Annotated in this window: 22 protein-coding genes and 1 pseudogene; 17 read left to right on the top strand and 6 right to left on the bottom strand. The window is 52.1% G+C overall.

Annotation, left to right across the window (positions count from 1 at the left end; all coding sequences use genetic code 11):
* The first annotated feature begins 8 nt into the window (after positions 1 to 8).
* On the top strand, positions 9 to 677 hold the full coding sequence (locus ACYQ27_RS10675) for a hypothetical protein (protein ID WP_456452228.1): 669 nt from the start codon (positions 9 to 11) through the stop codon (positions 675 to 677).
* Here the strand turns inward: ACYQ27_RS10675 and ACYQ27_RS10670 are convergent.
* Positions 674 to 844 carry a preprotein translocase subunit Sec61beta gene (locus tag ACYQ27_RS10670; protein WP_456394396.1) on the bottom strand — a complete coding sequence of 57 codons (171 nt, stop codon included), beginning with the start codon at positions 842 to 844 and terminating at the stop codon, positions 674 to 676. The genes ACYQ27_RS10675 and ACYQ27_RS10670 overlap by 4 nt on opposite strands.
* 268 nt (positions 845 to 1,112) lie before the next feature.
* Between ACYQ27_RS10670 and ACYQ27_RS10665 the strand changes: the two genes are divergently transcribed.
* From ACYQ27_RS10665 to ACYQ27_RS10625, 9 genes are all read left to right on the top strand, one after another.
* Positions 1,113 to 1,490: a 30S ribosomal protein S6e gene (locus ACYQ27_RS10665; RefSeq protein ID WP_456394395.1), complete on the top strand. Its 378-nt coding sequence runs from the start codon at positions 1,113 to 1,115 to the stop codon at positions 1,488 to 1,490.
* A 108-nt stretch (positions 1,491 to 1,598) separates the two neighbouring features.
* Positions 1,599 to 2,831 carry a translation initiation factor IF-2 subunit gamma gene (gene eif2g / locus ACYQ27_RS10660; RefSeq protein ID WP_456394410.1) on the top strand — a complete coding sequence of 411 codons (1,233 nt, stop codon included), beginning with the start codon at positions 1,599 to 1,601 and terminating at the stop codon, positions 2,829 to 2,831.
* Positions 2,832 to 2,856: 25 nt separating this feature from the next.
* Positions 2,857 to 3,282 (top strand): type II toxin-antitoxin system VapC family toxin, encoded by a 426-nt coding sequence (locus ACYQ27_RS10655; RefSeq protein ID WP_456452214.1) that lies wholly within the window; start codon positions 2,857 to 2,859, stop codon positions 3,280 to 3,282.
* A 41-nt stretch (positions 3,283 to 3,323) separates the two neighbouring features.
* Positions 3,324 to 4,094: an HD domain-containing protein gene (locus ACYQ27_RS10650; protein ID WP_456394409.1), complete on the top strand. Its 771-nt coding sequence runs from the start codon at positions 3,324 to 3,326 to the stop codon at positions 4,092 to 4,094.
* Positions 4,078 to 4,755 carry a DUF434 domain-containing protein gene (locus tag ACYQ27_RS10645; RefSeq protein ID WP_456452216.1) on the top strand — a complete coding sequence of 226 codons (678 nt, stop codon included), beginning with the start codon at positions 4,078 to 4,080 and terminating at the stop codon, positions 4,753 to 4,755. The genes ACYQ27_RS10650 and ACYQ27_RS10645 overlap by 17 nt, the downstream gene beginning before the upstream one ends.
* Positions 4,756 to 4,887: 132 nt before the next feature.
* Positions 4,888 to 6,081 (top strand): hypothetical protein, encoded by a 1,194-nt coding sequence (locus tag ACYQ27_RS10640; RefSeq protein WP_456452218.1) that lies wholly within the window; start codon positions 4,888 to 4,890, stop codon positions 6,079 to 6,081.
* A gap of 71 nt (positions 6,082 to 6,152) precedes the next feature.
* Complete coding sequence (locus ACYQ27_RS10635) at positions 6,153 to 8,009, top strand: hypothetical protein (protein WP_460041616.1); 1,857 nt, start codon at positions 6,153 to 6,155, stop codon at positions 8,007 to 8,009.
* 35 nt (positions 8,010 to 8,044) lie between these two features.
* The gene (locus tag ACYQ27_RS10630; protein ID WP_460041615.1) at positions 8,045 to 8,686 is read left to right on the top strand and encodes a DUF432 domain-containing protein; all 642 of its coding nucleotides are present in this window, start codon (positions 8,045 to 8,047) and stop codon (positions 8,684 to 8,686) included.
* Positions 8,683 to 9,759, top strand: a complete 1,077-nt coding sequence (locus tag ACYQ27_RS10625) for a mechanosensitive ion channel family protein (protein WP_460041614.1) — start codon at positions 8,683 to 8,685, stop codon at positions 9,757 to 9,759. The genes ACYQ27_RS10630 and ACYQ27_RS10625 overlap by 4 nt, the downstream gene beginning before the upstream one ends.
* A gap of 23 nt (positions 9,760 to 9,782) precedes the next feature.
* On the opposite strand, the gene ACYQ27_RS10620 is transcribed toward ACYQ27_RS10625, so the two are convergent.
* The 4 genes from ACYQ27_RS10620 to dph2 are packed head-to-tail and all read right to left on the bottom strand — an operon-like array spanning position 9,783 to position 13,582.
* Positions 9,783 to 11,522: a hypothetical protein gene (locus ACYQ27_RS10620; protein ID WP_460041613.1), complete on the bottom strand. Its 1,740-nt coding sequence runs from the start codon at positions 11,520 to 11,522 to the stop codon at positions 9,783 to 9,785.
* A 14-nt stretch (positions 11,523 to 11,536) separates the two neighbouring features.
* Positions 11,537 to 12,175: an METTL5 family protein gene (locus ACYQ27_RS10615; protein WP_456452958.1), complete on the bottom strand. Its 639-nt coding sequence runs from the start codon at positions 12,173 to 12,175 to the stop codon at positions 11,537 to 11,539.
* 5 nt (positions 12,176 to 12,180) lie between these two features.
* Positions 12,181 to 12,564, bottom strand: a complete 384-nt coding sequence (locus ACYQ27_RS10610) for a hypothetical protein (RefSeq protein ID WP_460041612.1) — start codon at positions 12,562 to 12,564, stop codon at positions 12,181 to 12,183.
* Positions 12,542 to 13,582, bottom strand: coding sequence for a diphthamide biosynthesis enzyme Dph2 (dph2, locus tag ACYQ27_RS10605; RefSeq protein WP_460041611.1), 1,041 nt, complete (start codon positions 13,580 to 13,582; stop codon positions 12,542 to 12,544). Before dph2 ends, ACYQ27_RS10610 begins: the two co-directional genes overlap by 23 nt.
* A gap of 115 nt (positions 13,583 to 13,697) precedes the next feature.
* Between dph2 and ACYQ27_RS10600 the strand changes: the two genes are divergently transcribed.
* The 5 genes and pseudogenes from ACYQ27_RS10600 to ACYQ27_RS10580 all read left to right on the top strand — a co-directional run bounded on the left by ACYQ27_RS10600 (position 13,698) and on the right by ACYQ27_RS10580 (position 17,291).
* Complete coding sequence (locus ACYQ27_RS10600; RefSeq protein ID WP_456396034.1) at positions 13,698 to 14,027, top strand: heavy metal-binding domain-containing protein; 330 nt, start codon at positions 13,698 to 13,700, stop codon at positions 14,025 to 14,027.
* A gap of 162 nt (positions 14,028 to 14,189) precedes the next feature.
* Entirely contained in the window at positions 14,190 to 15,335 is a 1,146-nt protein-coding gene (locus tag ACYQ27_RS10595) for a hypothetical protein (RefSeq protein WP_488199835.1), read from the top strand.
* A gap of 75 nt (positions 15,336 to 15,410) precedes the next feature.
* Positions 15,411 to 15,767: pseudogene (locus tag ACYQ27_RS10590) on the top strand (PadR family transcriptional regulator); the annotation flags it as partial.
* Between the two features lies 1 nt (position 15,768).
* Positions 15,769 to 16,548 carry an SdpI family protein gene (locus ACYQ27_RS10585; RefSeq protein WP_460041609.1) on the top strand — a complete coding sequence of 260 codons (780 nt, stop codon included), beginning with the start codon at positions 15,769 to 15,771 and terminating at the stop codon, positions 16,546 to 16,548.
* Positions 16,545 to 17,291: an SdpI family protein gene (locus tag ACYQ27_RS10580; RefSeq protein WP_456452926.1), complete on the top strand. Its 747-nt coding sequence runs from the start codon at positions 16,545 to 16,547 to the stop codon at positions 17,289 to 17,291. Before ACYQ27_RS10585 ends, ACYQ27_RS10580 begins: the two co-directional genes overlap by 4 nt.
* Positions 17,292 to 17,313: 22 nt before the next feature.
* On the opposite strand, the gene ACYQ27_RS10575 is transcribed toward ACYQ27_RS10580, so the two are convergent.
* The gene (locus ACYQ27_RS10575) at positions 17,314 to 18,183 is read right to left on the bottom strand and encodes a hypothetical protein (protein WP_456452928.1); all 870 of its coding nucleotides are present in this window, start codon (positions 18,181 to 18,183) and stop codon (positions 17,314 to 17,316) included.
* Between the two features lie 251 nt (positions 18,184 to 18,434).
* Here ACYQ27_RS10575 and ACYQ27_RS10570 point away from each other — a divergent pair, with 251 nt between their 5' ends.
* Complete coding sequence (locus ACYQ27_RS10570) at positions 18,435 to 19,601, top strand: NAD-binding protein (RefSeq protein WP_456452930.1); 1,167 nt, start codon at positions 18,435 to 18,437, stop codon at positions 19,599 to 19,601.
* The gene (locus ACYQ27_RS10565; RefSeq protein ID WP_460041608.1) at positions 19,598 to 21,067 is read left to right on the top strand and encodes a TrkH family potassium uptake protein; all 1,470 of its coding nucleotides are present in this window, start codon (positions 19,598 to 19,600) and stop codon (positions 21,065 to 21,067) included. The genes ACYQ27_RS10570 and ACYQ27_RS10565 overlap by 4 nt, the downstream gene beginning before the upstream one ends.
* Positions 21,068 to 21,126 lie beyond the last annotated feature (59 nt).

The following is a 21,126-nucleotide window of genomic DNA, read 5'->3' as shown; positions in this document are numbered from 1 at the left end:
TGGTGTTTATGGATGAGGCTACTCAGAAAGCGAGGGGAAATCAGCTCATAAACAAGTTCGTGATTTCCCTGACGGACGGAAGGATTCTCGGCTACGTAACCGACATCAATGTTGAGGTTGAGGAGGATCAGTTCTACTTCATACTGAAGATACGCATACTTGAGAACCTCAGCAAGGGAGGCGAGTTTCACCAGGGTATGTTCTCAAATGAGAGGAAGCTGAGGATAAAGCCGAGCGATATAGTGAATGTGGGTCCGGATGCGATAATCCTTGGAGAGGGTAAGGTTCCACCTCTGAAGGAAATTGAGAGGCTGCATGCTATAGCGGAGGAATACAACACCCTTGTAAGGGAAATTGAGGCCAAAGAAAAGATGATTAAGGATCTGAAGGATGAAAACTACAGGCTCACCAGACAGATTGATGAGCTGAACAGAGAGCTCAGGAAGCTGCAGGTGATGAAGGAGGACTTTGAGCACCTCAAAGAGCAGCTTATAAAACAGGAGGGGCAGCTTGAGATGGCCAGGGAGTACATCAAGCTCCTCGAGGGGCTGAGGCATGATGTTGATGTCATAAAGGAGGATGTCGAGAACCTTACCAAGGGATACCTTGAGGAAGCTGTCAGGACAATAATAAACGAAGAACTAAATGCGAGGGGGCTGAAGAAAACCTTCCTTTAACCGAATATTGAGGCCCCGAAGACATTCAGGAGTATCTCAACCGCAACGAAGATGAGCACTATTGCTATGGCCCCCCTGGGGCTTATCTTTATAGCTCTCGTATCCTCGTCGAAGAATCTCATCAAACCGGCACCGGTCGGAGGGAGTGTCGTTTTTTCTCTCGCCATTTTTTCACCTCTCATCAATGAATGCCTGCAGGGATATAAAAAAGTTTTGATTTTGCATTCGGACGATGCAAAAAACTTCAAGCATGACACTCTCAAAGATGAAGTTTTCCCCTCCTGCAGCGATAACAGAAACTTAAACCTAACTCCAGCCGCCTGTCCCGGAAGCATGCCTCTTTTCATGGGAAACTTTTTAAAGGCTGAATCACAGCGCTCACTGGATAAGGGTTATCCCAATGAATCCCGCTAATGACAGAGGAGGTGGGAGGAAATGGCTACATTTAAGCTTGTGATTTCCAATCCAAGGAGCGGAATTGCAAGGCAGGTTGAGATAAGCGGCGATGAAGCCGAGAGGCTCATAGGAAGGAGAATCGGTGAGGAAGTTTCAGCCAAAGAGCTCGGTCTGAACCTCTCCGAGATATTCGGGGAAGAGATTCCTGCCGATGCAAGGCTCAAAATAACCGGCGGGACTGACAAGGACGGCTTTCCGATGAGGCCGGACGTCCACGGGCCGAGAAGGGTTAAAATCCTCGTCTCCAGAGGGCCAGGATTCAGGCCCAAGGAGAGGGGTGAGAGGAGGAAGAAAACCGTCCGTGGGAACGTCATCAGCCCCGATATCGCCCAGATAAACCTTAAAGTAGTTCTCTGAGGGCTCTGCCCTCTTTTAATAATGTTGAGCCGGTTTTTTCTTCCGCACTTCCCGCCATAGGGTAAAGCTTAATAAATGCTCCATCTCTCTAATCTTAGAGAGGTGAGAATCATGAGGAAGAAAAAATTCGGGCAGGCTGAGGTTAATATCGGTATGGTCGGTCATGTTGATCACGGTAAAACCACACTGACGAGAGCTTTAACCGGTATCTGGACTGACACCCACAGCGAGGAGCTGAGGAGGGGCATAACAATCAAGATAGGCTTTGCCGATGCGGAGATAAGAAAATGTCCGCAGTGCGGGAAGTATTCGAACTCCCCTGTATGTCCCTACTGTAATGCCAAGACCGAGTTCGAGAGGAGGGTTTCCTTCATAGATGCCCCCGGCCACGAGGCGCTGATGACGACGATGCTGGCTGGAGCCGCTCTCATGGACGGTGCCGTCTTGGTTATAGCGGCCAACGAGGGGGTAATGCCCCAGACGAGGGAGCACCTCATGGCTTTGCAGATAGTCGGCAACAGGAACATCATAATAACCCTGAATAAAATCGAGCTCGTGAGCAAGGAGAAGGCGATTGAGAGATATCGCGAGATTAAGGAATTTGTGAAGGGAACCGTTGCTGAAAACGCCCCAATAATTCCAATTTCAGCCCTTCACGGCTCGAATGTCGATGTCCTCCTGGCAGCAATTGAAGAGTTTATTCCAACACCGGAGAGGGACACGGGAAAGGATCCCAAGATGCTCGTTCTGAGGAGCTTTGATGTCAACAAACCCGGAACAAGGCCCGAGAAACTCGTCGGGGGTGTTATCGGCGGTTCAATAATTCAGGGCAAGCTCACGGTCGGCGAGGAGATAGAGATAAGGCCGGGGGTTCCGTATGAGGAGCACGGAAGGATAAAATATGAGCCGATTACAACTGAAATAGTATCCCTCCAGGCCGGCGGAAGGTTCGTTGAGGAGGCATATCCCGGCGGTCTTGTCGGTGTCGGCACCAAGCTCGATCCGTTCCTGACAAAGGGCGACCTGATGGCCGGAAACGTCGTGGGCAGGCCCGGACACCTGCCTCCAGTATGGAGCGAACTCCGCCTTGAGGTCCACCTCCTTGAGAGGGTCGTTGGAACAGAGGAGGAGCTCAAAGTCGAACCCATAAAGAGAAGGGAGGTTCTCCTTCTCAACGTCGGGACGGCGAGAACCATGGGTCTCGTTACCGGCCTCGGGAAGGACGAGGTTGAGCTGAAGCTTCAGCTCCCGATATGTGCCGAGCCCGGGGACAGGGTTGCCATAAGCAGGCAGGTTGGCTCAAGGTGGCGTCTCATAGGCTACGGCTTCATTAAGGAGTGATTCTCCTTTCTTTTCGGTGATTTTTATGGGTATGGGCAGGGGCATTAAGGAATGGCTCGTGCTCCCGGACACGAATTTTCTCCTGATTCCGGGGCAGTTCGGTGTTGATATAATCGGAGAGCTGAACAGGGTTTTGGATGTCAGGTTTAATATCGTTCTTCCCACGGCGGTTATGAGGGAGCTTGATGTTATAGAGCGGAAGGCCAGAGGAAGGGACTTAATGGCCGTTAGGATGGCCAAGAAGCTCGCAGGAAGGTTTGAGAAGATAGAAATAGGCCGGTTTGGAGAGAAACCCACGGATGAGCTTATATATGAGTTTGCGGTTAAAACTCCCGGCGTGATAGTGTGCACCAACGACAGGGAGCTGAAGAAAAAGCTCCGTGCAAAAGGTGTTCCCGTCATCTACCTGCGCTCGAAGAAAATCCTTGAGCTTGAGGGCATGCTGGGATAAGGTTTAAATCCTCATCGCTTCCTTTTATTCCGGTGGGAAAAATGTACAGTGAGGATTCTCTTCTTGAGGAAATAAGGGCACTTCTCGGGGATGATGAGCTCTACCGCATGTATGAGGATGCATTCAATGAGTACCGCTACTACTTTGAGACCACAAATTACATCGTCCTGAACGTCTACCGCTTCAACGACCACGGCCCGATCCACGTTCTCCTGACAACGAGGAGGGCTCTTGAGATTCTCAGAATCCTTGAGCGGTTCGGCATAGAATCCACGGCTCAGAAGCTCGGAAAGCCCTTCAGGTGGAGCAAATTTATAGTGGCATTCGGCGCTCTCTTCCATGACGTAGGCAACATGATACACAGGGAGGAACACTACCGCTTCAGCGTTATCCTGGCAGAGCCCATAGTGAACAGACTCGCGGAGGAGTTTGAGAAAGACGACCCGCTCCTCCTGAAGGCTTTAACGCTGAACGCCATCTACACCCACGATGAGGCCGTCCCCTGCACCACACTTGAGGGCAGTGTGGTTACCATAGCGGACGGCTGCGACATGGAAGCCGGGAGAAGCAGGCTCGTTCATAAGAGGGACAAGGTCGACATACACGCGGTTTCAGCCCTTGCAATTGAGCGTGTTGAAATTCAGGAGGGCGATGAGAGGACGCCTGTGGTGGTGAATATATGGATGAAGCATCCCGCGGGCATCTTTCAGGTGGATGAGATACTCACGAAGAAGGTTCAGAGCTCCCTTCTTGAGGGGAGGGTTAAGATAATCATACACGTGGGGGAGGAGCTCCTTGAGAAGGTCGTCTGAGCTGCTTGAGGCCTACCGGGACCTCAAATATCTCCTCAACAGAGGCTACAGGAAGAGGGTGGCTCTGGATTTTGTGGCCAACCACTACAGGCTAACGTTGAAGCGGCGGCACTTCCTCGCCAGATGCGTTTTCTCTGACGCTGAAATTGCGGAGAGGCGGAAAAAGCTTGTGGATGCTAATTTTCTCAGGGGCAGGGTTCTCGGGGTAGACGGGTTCAACGTTCTGATAACCCTTGAATCGCTGATTGAGGGGAGGGCTATACTGTGCGAGGATGGACTCGTCAGGGATTTGAAGTACCAGAGGGGCTACAGGATTTCTGAGAGTACCGGGAGCAGGATTGAAATGCTCGCGTCCTTCCTGTCGAAGCTGAAACCAGAGGAAGTGGTCTTCTTTTATGAGAGGGCAGTAAGCAGAAGCGGGGAGATTGCGAGGCTGACGGAGGATGTTCTGCTGCGGTACGGGGTCAGGGGGAAGGCTCTGGCAGTGAAATCCCCCGACTTTGAGCTGAGAAACTTTGATACCGTTGCCACATCGGATGTGGGGATTATATCAAAAGTGAGCCATGTTTTTGACCTTCCACATGCTGTTGGGGCATCTCTGGGAATGAGATTCACTGATTTTAGGGAGATTCTCACGGGAGCGTCGTTGGATAAATTTTAACATTGAGACCACAATCGAATAACTACGGACAAATTTGAAACTTTAGCAAATCTTTAATAGTTTTGGATACAAACTATATTGATTGGTGCACGACCCGTTTTCTTTTCTTTGGCGGGCAGGAAGGTGGTAAATATGAAAAAAACTGCAGCTTTGGTGCTGGGTCTGTTGATGATCGGCCTTGTGTTTGCGGCCGGATGTATAGGCGGGGGAAGCACCACCCAGACGGCATCTTCCCCGACTACATCCACGGAAAGCCCCCAGCCTTCTTCATCCGCATCGACCACAACACACCCCGCTACCACCTCCACGCATACCGGTACTGCCTCCACACACACGCAGACAACGTCCACACATGTTGAGACATCAACACAGACGGCATCCGGGACGACAACCGAAACAGCAACCGAAACGACAACTGAAACAGTAACCACCACCTCAACCCCCACCGAAAAGGCCTACTGGACACATCCGTGGGAGTACGCGCCGGTCGTGGTGGGGGACGAGAGATACCTGATCACATATTACAAGTATGATTACAGGGTTCAGCCAAACCAGACCGCCCCTGTTTATGAATACATTGTCGAGAAGAGCACTGGAAAGGCGAAGATTCATGTCTACGGACAGGATATGACCGGGAGCAAGGTCGACCTCGGAGAGAAGGAGGTCTATGAGTACGTCACGGTTGTGATGCCGGTTAAGGGGGCGGTTCTCGATGATAAACTGACCATCAGGCTCTGGTTTACGTCAAACAGGAGCGATGCTTTCCTCTACCCGTGGGATGTGCTGTGGATGAGCTACATCTCCCCATACAGCCAGAGCAAGGAATTTGTCGGGATGAAGTTTGAATACAAAGACAGCAGCTTCCTCCTCACGAATCCGGTTCCCTTCCAGAGCGGCCTCTTCCCGTACTTTGAGGGCAATCAGGATGCCTTCAGCGACATCTCCGAAGACCTGGGCTACCTCTACCTGGGATGGGCGGCCACCCTCAACTTCGGCATATGGTATGAATGGGAAAGCTACAACCTGCTGGTGCCCCAGAAGGGCACATGGAGCGATGACCTCGGCCACAGCTGGGAGTGGAGCACTGAACCGGATGGAACTGTCGAATATTCCGGGGTTGTGTTTAAGCTCGTTAACTTTGCATGGAAATACACGGGAACGGCGGAAGGCATTTCAATGAGCGGGAAGGGAAAGGTTTCGCCCTATCTGCCCCTCCTGGTTGAAGGAGATGGCCACTACAGCTACAAAGACCCGAAAACAGGGGACAGCTTAATCATTTACGCCTATCTGAAGCTTGAAGACCTCAGGCTTGAGAAGGTGGACTGATAACCTTTCCTTTTTACTGAAGGCGAGCCTAAAACCAGGAATTGGAATCAGCAAGGAATAGGGAGTTAGCGATGGAGGACGGTGATTTCATGAGGAAGGCTGTTGCCTTGAGTTTGATGCTCGTAATGCTGTTCAGCATAGCTGCCGCTGGATGCCTGGGGGGCGGCGGTGGAGAGAAAACCCCATCGCCCCAGTCGTCCGGGGAATCCGGAACAGCTTCAGGGGAGGAGACTTCAACCCAGACCCAGGTCGCCACCTGGAGCAATCCTTGGGACGCTTACAACCCGATAAGCGTGGGGAGCGAGCGCAGCTACATAACATACATAAAATACACCTTCACCATCAAAACCTCAGAAGGGGAGAAATCGTACGAGGTTATAAAGCAGAGGGGCTACGTTAAGGCCCACATATACGCTGACGACAATGGAAAGAAGGATTTGGGTGAATACAGTCTCTTCGCCTACTACGGTAAGATAACTCCAATAAACGACCCTGATATGAACGGCCCGCTGGAGTATCTCATACTGATAAAGGAGAGAACCAGGGACAGTGATGCATACTTCCTCACCCCCTTCCCTGACTTTGGGGCCATGATGTCGGGAACAACAGCGGTGATTGAGGCTTCCTACAATGGAGAGCACTTCTACTGGAGCAATCCTGCGGTGATAGGACAGTATTCCGAACTGCCATACACGGAAGGGAACTTTGGAACCATATCAAACGGTATCCCAAGCTCGACCGTTCAGGGCTGGATGACCATGGTGGGCTCTGCCGTCTGGGCAGGACTTGAGGATCATGATCTCTCAAAGCCCGATAAGTACAGCTTCTCATTCATGGGGATGAGCTACAGCTACAAGGTCAGGCCGGATGGAACGATAACCTTCAGCGGAAAGAGGTTAAAGGTTAGCGACGTCGAGTGGAGCTGGGCGCTTGGTAACGTGCGGGGACAGGGTAAGGCCAGAATCGCACCGGCTCTGCCAGTACCTATAGAGAGCGAGGGAACCTTCAGCCAGATGGGCGGGGAAAGCTACTACTCAAAGATTGAAATCAAGGATCTAAAGCTCTCAAAGGAATTTGGCGGGATAAACGTTGGGGTAGAGGGGGGCACTTCACCCGGTGAGAACACTGGCACTCAGTCTCAAACCCAGACCGAAACCTCAACGCAGACTCCCTCCCAGGGAATCTCAAACAACTGGAAGCTCGGCTGGGACGCGAGCAAACCAATAACCATCGATGGAAAGGACTACGTGGTAAAAGAGGTAACGTTCAACGTCGATTACAAGCTCTCCGGTGGTTCCCAGGTGAGCATGGTAATCAGGAAGGGCTACTACCCAACAACCCTCGATGGGAACAGAGTTTACGCCCTCTATGCTATCCTGAACCTCAGCGGCGAAACCTATAACTACACAATCTACGTTGACCGGGATTCTCTCGGGGAGTACACCTCAGGGATGCTGTGGGTTCCTTCAGTCTACGACATGATAAACGGCCCCGACTTCATGAAGCTTGTCATAAACGGCCCGAACTGCCACTACTCCATGGATGAAAACGGCAACATTGAAGGCGACATGAGCTGCGGAATGATAGACGAGGCCTTCCGGAAGTACAACATGATATGGAGCTACCCCACCGGGTTCTATGGAGGTATTTACGGTGATGTCCTGACCTACGTAAGTCTAACCGAGAACGGAAACGGATACACCGTTGAAAAGGACGGAGAGGTAACCCTATCCGGTATGGACTTCGAGACCTATAAGGTAACATGGAACGGCATCGTTCAGGGCGGCCTGGCCCAGGGCAACGGGGAAACTTTGGTTGCACCGGAACTCCCGTTCCCTGTGGAGGTAGCTGCATCGCTCACGATGCCCGGCATGGGAGGAATCTACGTCCATGCCAGGCTCACTGACCTGAAACTTGAGCCCTCCTGAGCAAAGCTTATATCCCTCCGTTCCTATTTTTCTTCATGTTCGGAGAGCATGAGCTCAAAACCAAGTTCATCAAAATCCTCGACAGGAGGATACACCTCGTTGAGGAATCTGGGGGGAGAGTTCTCTACAGGCGTGACGATGTCAGGGTTATCATCCCCGGGGGAGATGGGGGCTTTAGAGTGCTCCCAGCACCCGCGTCGGGCTATGGTGTGGAATTTCTGATGATAAAGCTCTCCAGGAAGATAGCAGTTCCCCCGAAGGCCACCATCAGCGGTTACCTATCGGCACCAATCGATGTCGAGGTGAAAGCCGGAAACCTCACGATAGACCGCTTCGTGGTCGGACGGGAGAAGTATGCCCTCTACGGGCAGGATAGCATGGGCGTGATAGCCCGCTACCACATCAGCGACTTTACCGGGGAGGAGCCGGACTCCCTCGGGGTGATGAAGCTCGTGATTGAGAATCCTTCCGATAGATGGAGGATGGTGGAAAAGGTTGTGGTGCCCATAGGGGGAAGTGCGATGTTCTACTCTGAGGAGAGGGCATATTACCCCCTTGTAATCCTCACCACCAAGGGTATATACGAGGTCAACAACACGGGGAACCCCCCTAACGGCAGGCTGAAGGCAACCCGCACTGCAGAGCCGATTCCCAACTTTAGGATGAGGTGGGGATGATGGTTGGGACGGAGCTGTGGAACAGCACCATCATAGGAACGGGGTTTGAGGTTACGGCGGGCACGCTTGTGGAGGCGGTGCTGATTTTCATCGCCGCCATCTTCACCGGCAGGCTTCTGAGGAGGCTCATAATCCGTGCATCAAAGACCACTGGTCTCACGTGGATCATAAATCAGGATACGGGAGATATACTCTTCAGAATGTTCGTTCTCGGGGGGATCATAGGGGCGCTCTACAAAATAGGGGTGATGGCATACTCAATTGCCGGCACCACCATCGGCAACATAGCGTTTGCGGTTGGCTTCTTCTACTTCATGTATCTCATAGCCAGAAAGTCAAAGGACTACCTCCTTCTGAGTGCTGGCAAAAAGCCCTCTCCGGAGCTTCAGATACAGGCGAAGGTCTTCTACTACACCGTGCTGATAATCTCGTTTCTTCTGGCCCTCAACCTCGCAGGAATCGGGACGTATCTGGGGGCAATTTTAGCTGCCGCGGGAATAACAGGTATTGTTCTCGGTTTCTCGGCACAGACCGTGGTTTCAAACTTCATCTCCGGGCTTTTCATGTACTTCGACAGGCCGATGAAGATTGGAGACCCGGTGAAGATAGGCGAGCTCGGGGGTGTGGTCGAGGACATGAGGATACTGTCAACGAGGATTCGCTCGTGGGACGGCACGCTGATCAGAATTCCAAATGAAAAGCTCTTCAACAGCAACATCATAAACCTCCAGCGCTATCCGGCCAGGAGGCTCGATGTGAGGATAGGGGTAGCCTACGGTGAGGATGCTAACAGGGCAGTGAATGTGATAAGAAAAACCCTCGATGAGATGCCCCTCGTGCTTGCGGAGCCGGAGCCCCTCGTTTTTGTTGATGAACTGGGCGATAATGCTGTTGTGCTCTCCATCAGGGTCTGGACGCCGAGTGAGAAATGGTTTGCGGTGAAAACCGAGCTCCTCCACAGGGTAAAGAAAGCCCTTGATGAGGCAGGAATAGAGATACCGTTCCCGCAGAGGGTCAACTGGTTTGCAAACGAGCTGAAGGTGAGGATTGGAGATGGGGAGAGGGGGGATTAGTCTCCCTTCCGGAGCCGGACGGCTTAGGGCATATTCCCCGGTGGGCCTCTTTCGCCGAGTATCTGATCAAGTATGCGAACCGCTATCTTCTGGGTCTCCCTTGGCCCCTCCTCCCCGAGACGCTTCAGTTTCGGAATAAACGGTATCAGCAGACCGATTTTATCCGCCGGAATCTTTGATGCTATGGCTTCGAGGGTCAGAAGTGCATCGAACTGAAGGCTCTCGTCTTTGAGGGCGTGTTTCAGGAAATTAAGCACCTTTTCACCAGTTTCATCGTCCCAGGTGTATGTGAAGTAATAGCTGAAGAATTCAAGGGCTGAAAGGGGATTTGAGTTCAGCAGCTCCAGGGCCTTAGGAACGATTTCACCGTGCTGCAGGGACAGCAGAGCGAGGATTTTGGCGGCCCTGCCCCTCGCCCATGCATTCCGGGAGGACAGCATGCTGAAGAGGTCGGGTATGAGGGGGTGAAGTATCCCCAGTTCGGAGCGGTTGAGGCGGGAGGAAACAGCATAAACCGCCCACAGACCGTCTATTCTTTCCTCGATTCTATCGCTCCTGAGCATCTTCGATAGTTCACCAACTGCTTCGGGGTTTGACCTCAGGAGTTTAAGCAGCAGCTGCACATCTTCATCCTCGATGGCCTTGGGGAGGGCCGTTTTTACATCCTGTACCTCCTCATGAAGTTCAGGTGCTGAGGGCGGCTTCTTGGGTGATCTGAGCTCGCTCAGCGTGGGCAGCCTCATCTTTCTGCCCTTCCGTCCGGTAAGGACATAGGGGACGCCGGAGATAAATCTCGTCCTGAATTCCGGTGCGGTTCCTCCCCTCTTCATAATCTCCTCATGGAGCCACTCAAGGACGTATCTATCTCCAACCGCAATCGCAAGATCTATCGCCTCGTATATGAAGCCGTTCAGGAGGAGTTTGTGTATCTTTTTCTTCGCCTCCTCGGGCCTTGAACGGTAGTACTCGTATATCGCCCTCTCCACAGCTTCGAGGGTTTCCCTCGCCTTCATCCTTATTGTGAAGTCCCTGCTCCTGAGAACCAGGTTTTTGACCCTGACGAGGACTGCTGAGAGTTCCTCAATGATGTCCCCGGTTACCGGCAGCCTCAGGCTGTCCTGTATTATGTTCAGTGAGAACTCCACGAGGGGCACATCATCGCTTGAAAGCAGATCCGAAATTTCTGCGAGCAGGAGCTTCATGGCCTTTGCATCTCCCCCGTACATGCCGAGATTCAGGAGGAGCCTCAGGCCCATGGCTTTTATCCGGGGGTTTCTGCAGGAGATAAAGCGTGCAATCCTCGAACGGAGATGGGGAGATGGGTGAGATACCTGAATGTTTTCTATGAGTGCCGCTATCTCCAGAAGGACGAGCTCGTGCCCGGATTTTCTTATGAGGGGAACCACGGCATCGAGGATTTTCATGAGGTCTCTCTCCTTCAGGGGAAACTCCTTCACAAGCTGGATGAGCACCTGGGCAGCCTTCATGGATATGTTCTCGTTTTTGCTCTTCAGGGCATCTATGATGACATCAAGCCCGTGCTTTACAATGAAGAATTTCGTTCCCTCATCCGCCCGCTTGAGAACCTCACTCAATGCAAGGAGGGCTCTCGTCTTTGTCATCTCATCCTTCTCCTTCAAAAGTTCCAGGAGAGTAAGGACTATCCCCCTGTCCTCAAGGGCCATTTTAACGGCATCCATTATCTCCCAGGAGAGTATCATTTCCCTGATTTCATCTTTTGGGTATTCGTTGTGTGCTTCCATCTCATTCCGGTGTTTTATATCCGGAACATATATCTCTTTCGTTTCTGGTTTTCGAACCGATATATATCCACCAAAATTCTTTCAAGCCTCTTCCTGTGAAAGAAAAACTGGGCGGGAAGCTCAAATTCCACCGGAATTCTGTGGGTGATCCTGAAGCCGTGCTCTCCGGAGAATGCATCTATGAACCTCCTGACTTCTGGCTTTGCGAGGTGAATGGAATAAACGGTGTTGCTGACCTCAAAGGCCTTGAGAAGGAATGGTCTGTCCGCGTGGGGGTTCTGGGAGCCGAAAGGGGGATTCATGATGACGGCATCAACCTTTGTGGTGAAATTCGAGACATTCGAGCACACCAGCTCGATGCAGTTCTCAAGCTGGAGGGATTCAATGTTCTCCCTGGCGATCTTCAGGGCATCCCTGTCTATCTCAACCGCATAGACCTTCTCGGCTCCCAGGAGGCACGCCCCGGCAGCCAAAACTCCTGTTCCTGCACCGAAATCGGCAACCGTCTTCCCCTCTATATCGCCGAGCGAATGGGCCAGCCACAGCAGTTCAGCCGCAACACTCCCGGGGGTTCTGTACTGTTCAAGCTCCACCTTGGGATTTTGAAAGCCCCTGAGCTTTGAAAGTGTGATGGCGAGGTGCTTCTTTTTCATTTTTTTCATTTTTTAATCACCGCCATGTGAAGTAACTCTTCTAATGTTCCGTGGATTTCGTAACCGTGAACATGAAGGGCAGTTCCTAGAATCCCGAGTAGGACGCCACTGGCTATAGCTCCCATGAGGAAAAGCATGAATGCGAAAACCGAAGTTACAAGGGATAGAACGACACCGGTTCTTTCCAGAAGATAAAACACAAAGAGCAATAAAAATGTGATCACAAGCCCCTCCTCCCTGAATGTCAGAGCTGTGATGAGTGAAAGGGGAAGGATTATCCTCTTTAGAGGTATGTATGTGAGGGTTTCAGAGGCCACACTAATCCCCCAGTAGGCTGAGAGAGAAAGAAGAGCAAATTCCAGAAACTTAAAGATGGATTCTAATCCCATGAAGAGCCACCCCAAGCGGTTCATTTCCCGTTTTCTCCATACCAAAAATCTCATCAAGCCTGTAATCCTCCCTAAGGCCAAGGAGGAGCTCGACCTCCGGAGGTGTTAGAACGGGCTTCCTCCAGTTTTCAGCATCATCAATAGGAACCCTCGGACAGGCGACCACAACATAGGCATCGAAGTCAAAGCCCTCGAGGGCGGGATAGTTTATGTAATTCATCGCGATAAGCGTGGCTTCACGGCCGTGATCTCTCAGGAGCTTCATTATCCTTCGGGCCTCATTGAGGCGCAGCTGGCCTTTCTTGGTGCTGATAACGACTCCAAACTTTTGAGCGTCCATTGCCTTTGCAATCTGAGCCCATCTCTTCCTGATGAGGCGTTCCGCCTCCTCGTCCATCCACAGAGCATCACCGCTGTAGGGATTTACGGCGAGGGTGGGTTTTTTGGTTGCCAGGGCAACGCCGATGGGGTGGAAGTAGCCGGCGCCTATGAAGAGAATCCCCTCGGCATCAACCTTCGCTGCGGTAAAGTTGCATCCCAAAACCTGTCCCCTGAATGAAATCCTCCCATCGCCTTCCCCGATGAGCACCGTGAATCCCTTTTCCTGGAGGAAGCTTTTTGCCCTCTCAAGCTGGTGTATGTGCTGGACGGTCGTGACGAGGGCTATCCTCCTCCCCAGCTTTCTTATCTCCTCAAGATTTATTCTGAGGGCCTCTACAACGTTGGCTTCCGCAAATGCGGGAACAAAAACTGTGGGTACCTCCAAATGCAGCTGCATGTAGCTGTGGCCGAGGTGTATCAGCGCGTCGCAGCCGAGGAGCTTTGCCTCCCTGTCGGCCGGATCGCAGGCACCGTAGTTTATATCGCCGTTTACTATCGCCTCAATCCCGTTCTCCTCAAGGAAATAAGCCAGGGATTGAGCTTCTCTCTTCAGCCCCTCAGGCGTCTGAATGAGCACCCGCTCGGCGTTAAGCTCCCGCAGGGTTTTCAGTATCTCGCCCGGTGGAATCTCGTGCATGTTCTCACCGGAGATTTTTCCGGGGCTTCCCTTAAAACCCTTAGCCCTTCCACAAACTTTTTATACAACATTGCCCAACCATACCTCGAAGTCCGATGTATTGGGGGTGGGTGGGATGGAGGACATTGTGGTTGTTACGACCGAAAACATACCCGGATACAAGGTGGTTGAGGTCAAAGGAATCGCCAGGGGCGGTGTTGTGAGGGCAACCCACCTGGGAAGGGATATTATAGCGGGCTTTAGAAACCTTGTGGGAGGGGAGGTTAAGGAATACACCCAGATGATGGCTGAAGCAAGAGAAATAGCCCTCCAGCGGATGATACAGCATGCGAGGGAGCTCGGTGCAAACGCTGTCATCGGGATGAGGTTTATGACCTCCAATGTCGGTCAGAGGATGGCCGAAGTTTACGCCTTCGGAACCGCTGTGGTTGTGGAGCCCGAATGAGCTGCCGGAGGTTGCCCCATGAAGCATGCCCTGTTTTTATTTACTGCTTTGTTAGTTCTGACTTTTCCCATCGTATCCGCTCAAACAGCGGCATCCGGTGCTTTTATAAAATCAATGGAAAGGGGAGAATACTCGTATCTTAAGCCATATTTGACATCTCAAATGCAGTCGGCATTTCCTGAATCCAAATTTACCGAGCTCAGGAGTTCTTTAATTGAGAAATACGGCACGATCATCAATGCCAGTTATTCCGGTTCTGAGGGCAATGCTGAATACGTCAGGGTGAACTTTGAGAGGGCTTCGGTTGTTTTTAAACTCGTAATTGAAAATCAGAAAATAGCCGGTCTTTGGATTGTGAAGGTTTCCCAGCCCCATCAGGAGCCGGGTTTAACACCGCAGGAGGCCATGATGGAGGCCATTGTTACCGGCAACTATTCCCTCGCTGAGGGATATTTCAGTCCCCTTATGAAGAGGGTATTTACGCGGGCGCTTTTTGAAAAGACCAGAAACATGATAATACGGTATAACGGGGAAATCAGGGGGTACTCCTTTGAAAAGAGGGCTGGCACGGTCTACTACTACAGACTTATCTGTGAGAAGAGGGATATCGGGGTGACTGTAACGGTTGAGAACGGCATGATAACGGGCTTTCATATGAGCCTTTCATTCCGCTTATCCGCCCAGGCCTTTTATCCGTTTTTCGGCGCGTTGCTGGCCCTCCTCCTGCTTGGGGCATATCTCAGAAAGGTCAAGTTTGCCGAGCTTCTCCTGGGGATGGTGCTTTTCATTGTAGCCATTGCAGTACAGACCCCGCTTCAGAACCTTCCGCGGCTTTTTGGAGCTGGGACTCTGGTTTCCCTTGTGCTCTGGAGTGGGCTGATGGCCGCCGCTGTGCAGGAGTCCGTCAAATACTATTTCTCAAGGAACAGGAGCCTGAAAGAGGCCCTTTATGTCGGAGCTGGGTTTGGGTTTGCCGAAGGATTGCTGACTGTTGGAATAGTGGCGGCTTTTGGGGGCTCGGCATCTCCGGTGTCATTCCTTGAGAGGTTTATTGTGCTGTTCTTCCATGCATCAACAACCCTGCTCTTCGCCCATGCGTATAAGGAAGGCTGGGGGATAAGGGCTTTTGGCGTGATGACGCTGATTCACTGGATCATGGACAGCCTTACAGCCTACTGGAACATCCATCCCTCTGCGGGTCTTCTGGCCACGATTTACATAATAACCGCTTTAACCTCGGCGGCTGTACTGCTCACACTTGCAGGGAAAGCGAAGAATGAGGTGGAGGAGGTGAAGGTTCTCTGGTGATGGCTAGAAAGCCCGGCAGCTGTGCTGTTTAAACCCAAATAAGAAGGCTGAAAACAGGAGGGAGGAGGTAAAGGCTTGTTCGGTGATGCCAGGGAAAAGGCGGTAAAAAAACTTAAAAAGGATCTCCGCTCGGGATTTTACTCCTATCTGGTCCTTTTACTTCTGGAGCAGAGGGGAGAAATGCACGGTTATGCCATAAGAAAGGAGCTCGAAAGGATCAGCGGGGGAAAGCTCGTGCCCAGTGAGGGGGCCCTGTACGACATCCTTAAGAGCCTGAGGAAATATCATCTCGTAGAGGATTTCTGGGCCGAAGTGGGGGGAAGGCCGAGGAAGTACTACCGCATGACGGAGCTCGGGAGGGAAGTCCTGGGGGAGTTAAAAGCGGAGATAGGGGCGATAATAGAAACGATGGAAAGGCTTGAGGGTGGTGAATGTGGCGTACGAAGGAATTTTTATATCCGCCATAATATTCCTGACGGGCATGCTTACCTACCTCTTCAGAGATAAACCCAACATGGCCATAGGATTCCGCATTGGATACACATTTGCATCCGAGGAGGCATGGAGGAAAACGAACGAATTCGCTGGAAAGGCCTTCATGGGGCTCGGTGTAATCATGGGGCTGATGAGCCTCCTCGGGAACGTTGTGCTCGTTACACTTGTGATGATCATCGGGGTTTCCCTGATAATCTGGAAGGGCTACATCATAGCGAAGGAAACCGTGGAGCTTGAGGACATATCCGAGCCTGCTGAAGGGATCGTCATGCCGCTGGATAAAGTTGATGTGAAACCATACATCCTCTTCCAGCTCGCCCTCATTGCCTCATACCTCATTCTCCTCGCCCTGAGCTGGGGAAAGATGCCGGACACAGTGGCGACCCACTTCAACGCCCATGGAAGCCCAGACCAATTTGAACCCAAGTCCCTCGGAGCCTTCCTCCTGCCCCTCATGGCCTCAGCATTTATACTCGCCCTCACCTATCTCGGGCGCGACCCAATAACCCTCAGGATACCCAGGGGCAACATTAAAGTGGTCAGGATAATCCTCGAGCTCCTGACGATAATCCAGCTCCTCCTGTGGGGTGCCTTCGTTTATTCGCTCCTCTACAACGCCTATAACTTCAGCTCTCCGGCGGTACTGAGCGCGATAACACTCGGAAGCATCGGCTTTATACTAGCCGAGACCATCCGCCTCGTGAGGGAGGTGATATGAACCCCTACACCCTGCTGAGAATGATGTGGGCCACCGCCATCGGCCTGCTCTTAATAGCCGGGGGAATTATGGCCTACAGGGTGAAGGAGGAGTGGGGATATCCGGGCATTGGCTTCCGCATAGGATACACATACATATCAAAGAGGGCGTGGAGGGAGGCCAACCGCTTCTCGGGGGCGGCTTTAACCCTCCTCGGCGTCGCAATCATCGCTTTAAGCCCATTCCTGACGATGCTGCGGCTGATGGCGGTTATGCTGGCCGGGATCAGCGTCATCCTCCTCCTTTCGTACATAATAGCGAGGAGGGCGTATGAGTTCGATGAAATGGGCCAGCCCGCCCCTGAAAGCCCGGGAAGGAGAATAGAGGCCCCGAAGCTCGGCGGGCACCTCGCCTACCAGCTCGCCCTCATCACTTCCCTCATTTTTCTCGCTGTTCGCAAGGGTAAATTCTCTGAGGTCGCCTTTCTGGCCGGCATCATGGCCTTCCTCCTCTTCCTCACCGCCCTCTTCACGAGGCCCCTCGTCTTCCAGCTCGCGCCGGAGTTCAAAGGAAAGATGGCAGGGGGATTTGCCCTAGCCCTTTCGATTATCTCAACGCTCCTGTTCCTCTTTGGCATCATAGAGGCCCTAAACGCCAGCTTGAGCCCTCTATGGGGGGTTGCCCTAACTTTCCTCAGCCTCGCGGTTATATTCTGTGCGGTCTTCAAATCCCTCGTCTCGGCCTACGAGGAGGGTTACTACTGAAGGCCTTGAAAACGGATGGGCATCAGGCTTTCACACTCTTTTCGGGTATCTTCACGTTCTTTTTGATGTTGACATCGAATATACGGATTTCATCATAAATCTTTCCGACTTCGGTTATTTCGCTTCCCTGAATGCTCATGCTGAGCCTGAACTCATACATTGTCCTTTCGCTTATCAGCTTCCCATCCCTGAAGCCGAGCTCAAGAATTCCGTTCCAGACGCTCAGGTTGGATTTTCCAGTCGGTGCAAACCCTGCCATCATGTTCCTCATGTCCTCCGCGCTTATGTTGTAGTAGAGGAACTGCGTGCCGTTTTTGAATTCCTCCCTCTCAGGCTTCCTCTCCAGATAGAGCAGTGCCAGGCTTATGGGATTGTAGTTCCACGTCAGGTTTGCTATGGTGGCGTTTTTCATTTCGTGAGTTATCCCGTTTGCCTCCACGTATATGGTGTCCCCCATAACGACCTGATGGGTTGCGGAGCCCGCCCCGCCCGGATAGACCCTCGTTGTCCCGTTTACCTCTGCTTCTCTGTTTTCGAGGTCTACATATGCCCTCCTGTTAAGCTCGAACGTCATGTTCTGCCTCTGCATCACGCTCCCGTTGACCTCCATTGTGAGCTGCATTATCATCGTTGTGTTGTCGGTGAATGTGAAGTATCTGACGGCTTTAACCCGTTTCAGGAGCTCTTCCCGTGTGTATTTTTTCGGTGGGGGGCTGGTTGTGGTTGTGGTGGTAGTGGTTGTGGTAGGGCTCGGGGTTGTGGCTGTGACCGTCATACCCGCGGTTGAAGATGCGCTCCCGCTGGTCGTGGTGGTTGAAGTTTTGCCGCCTATGCATCCCGCCGTCAGGCTAACGAGGAGTATTCCGATAAGCAGAATTCCCAGTTTTTTCATACCTCCACCTCCCAACATCATGTGATGGCATTTTCATGCCTTCACTATCCAAAGGAGCCCATCTTTACTTAAATTTTTCGTCAGTCCCGGCTCCGCTGCATGTTTCGCGGGATAATCGGGGAACTGTGAATCTTTAGAGAATGCTTTGATCCTTGTTTTTGGAATATTGCTGGAGTAACTCTTTTCTGATGATTCGAGTAAATATGGCGGGGTAATCTTTTATAGGGATAAGTGTCAAGACTTAATAGCAGGTGAAGCGGTTGAAGGTTGTCGTTGTAGGTGCGGGAAGAACGGGATTTCTCATTGCCAAGTGGCTTTCCAGAAACCACGAAGTCACTGTTATTGACAGGAATCGGCGGATTCTCGATGAGATTTCATACATGCTCGATGTGCTTGCTGTTTCGGGGGACGCCACCCTCCCGGAAACCCTGAGGAGGGCAAGCGCCGGTGAGGCGGATTACGTTGTGACAACGACGGACAATGATCAGACGAACATAATCGTCAGCGCCCTCTCCAAAACCATGGGGAATCCATTTACGATAGCGAGGGTCAAGAGGATGGAGTACCTCAAAGTCTGGGGGCATGGGAGAAAAACCCTCGGTGTTGACCTGATGGTCTGTGCCGTCCCCCTTGTGGCGGAGGGCATAGTCAGGGTCGTGGACTACCCCCAGCTGGTTTTCTTCAGGAGGCTTTACGGTGACATATACATCGGGATAAGCAGCTCCGGAGCTGAAAATCTGTGGTCTTTCAGGATGAACAACAGAAACATTATCATTGCGACAAAGAGCATGATAGAGAGCTCCTTTGAGATGTCAGAGGCTAAAAAAGTCCTGGTGCTTGGAGTGGGAGAAACAGGAAAGCTCGTTGCAAAAATGCTGTCGGCGAAGGGGAAGACGGTTAAGCTCGTGGAGGGGGATGCGGAGAAAACGGCGGAAGAGCTTGACGGGGTTACCATAATCAAAGGAGACGCCTTCAGTGACTTTTTATGGTCTGAGGAAAATCTCAGCGAGGCTGATGCTGCAATTGTGGCATTTGACAGGGATGAGGAGTGTCTTTTTGCATCAGCCATTGCGAGGGAGAGCGGCATAGACAGGGTTTTCTCCGTGGTTCACCGGAGCTCGCACATGGCCATGTTTGAGAAGCTTGGGGTCATTCCCTTCAGCCCTGAGCTCGAAACCGCCGGAAGGATAACCGCGGCGGTCAGGGGGAATGCGGTTCTCGGGGTGGTTACAAGACCCGAGTTTCAGGTGTATGCTCTCAGCGGGGATGAGCTGGAGGGGACGACCCTTGGAGAGCTTTCAGAAACACCGGGGCCGCTGCTCAGGGACGGAAAGCTCATACCCCCTGATCCTGACCTGAAGCTCAAAAAAGGCGACGTTGCCACCGTGATCACCGAGGGAGGGGGCATGATTCTGTGAGGCTGAGGGAAACCCTGGCTCTTCTCGGTGAGATAATGATGCTTTTCAGCCTCTCATTTCTTGCTCCATTGGCAGTTGCGCTTTACTACGGAACCTCCATTGAACCCTTTCTGATACCCCTGGTGATGAGCCTGCTCTCCGGCGTCCTTCTCCGTTCCCTCGGAAACGGAGAGGAAATTGGGGTCAGGGAGGCGTTTCTCCTTGTTTCACTGGCATGGATGAGCATAGCGGCCTTTGGAGCTCTCCCATACATTATAGCCGGAAAGGGTTCAACGGCCAGCCCCCTCAATGCCCTCTTCGAGAGCATGAGCGGATTCACAACGACGGGGGCGACCGTTATGGCAAACTTCTCAATTCATTCACGGGCCATCCTCTTCTGGCGTCAGCTTACCCAGTGGCTCGGCGGGATGGGCATCGTGGTTCTGGCAATAGCTATACTCCCAAGGCTGAGCGTGGGCGGCTCAGAATTGATGGCTCTTGAAGCACCCGGCCCCCAGCTTGAAAAGCTAACCCCCCGCATAAGGAACACCGCGGGTATCTTCTGGATGATATATACCGGGCTCACCGCCATGGAAATGCTAATTCTGAGTGCCCTGCACTACACCGGACTGGCTCCAAGGATGACGCCATATATGGCGCTCCTCCACTCCTTCACGACCATGAGCACCGGCGGCTTTTCGCCTCTTTCCCAGTCCATCAAAGCCTTCTCCCCTGCGGTTCAGTGGGTCATAGCGGTCTTTATGATACTCGCTGGAGCCAACTTCGCCCTCTTCTGGTACCTCCTGAGAAGGGACTACAGAATAATCAGGAACGAAGAGTTCAGGTGGTATATCCTGGCCATACTCGGCCTCTCGCTCCTCATTGTCCCGTACCTTATGCGGCAGTTTGGGTTTAACATTCTTACAGCGTTCAGGCAGGCTCTGTTTCAGGTTGCCTCAATTGTAACAACGACGGGCTATGCAACGATGGACTTCTCGAAGTGGGTTCTCCCGGCCCAGTTCATGCTTTTCTTTGCGATGTTCCTTGGTGGCTCAAGCGGTTCAACTGCGGGTTCGATTAAGATAATCCGGTGGGTTATAGCGCTGAAAGCTGTAAAGAGGGAGCTCCTCTCTGCATTCCATCCAAAAATGATTGCAAACATCAGGCTTGGCGGTCTGAAGGTTGAGGAAAGCTCGATAAGAAGCGTCCTTGCGTTTATAGTCCTCTACCTGGTGATATTCTTTACATCATCTCTCTTTGTAGTCCTTAACGGGGCTGCGGTAAGGCTCGGCCTGGCGGGTGCCATGAGCGCGGTCGCGGCAACCCTCGGGAACATAGGGCCCGGCATAGGGGCAATAGGCCCAATGGCGAATTACCTCATATTTCCGCCGCAGACGAGGGCGCTCATGATAGTTTTGATGTGGTTCGGCAGACTGGAGGTTGTAACAGTCCTAGTGCTCTTCACGCGCTCATACTGGAGGTGGTGAGTGCTGGCTTTTCCCTTGCTCTATCAACGGCTTCCGATACACTTAAATAATTTCATGCA

It is taken from the genome of Thermococcus atlanticus (assembly GCF_054657855.1).
The sequence above is the reverse complement of the archived record's forward strand: the minus strand, read 5'-3'. Positions and strand labels throughout refer to the sequence as shown.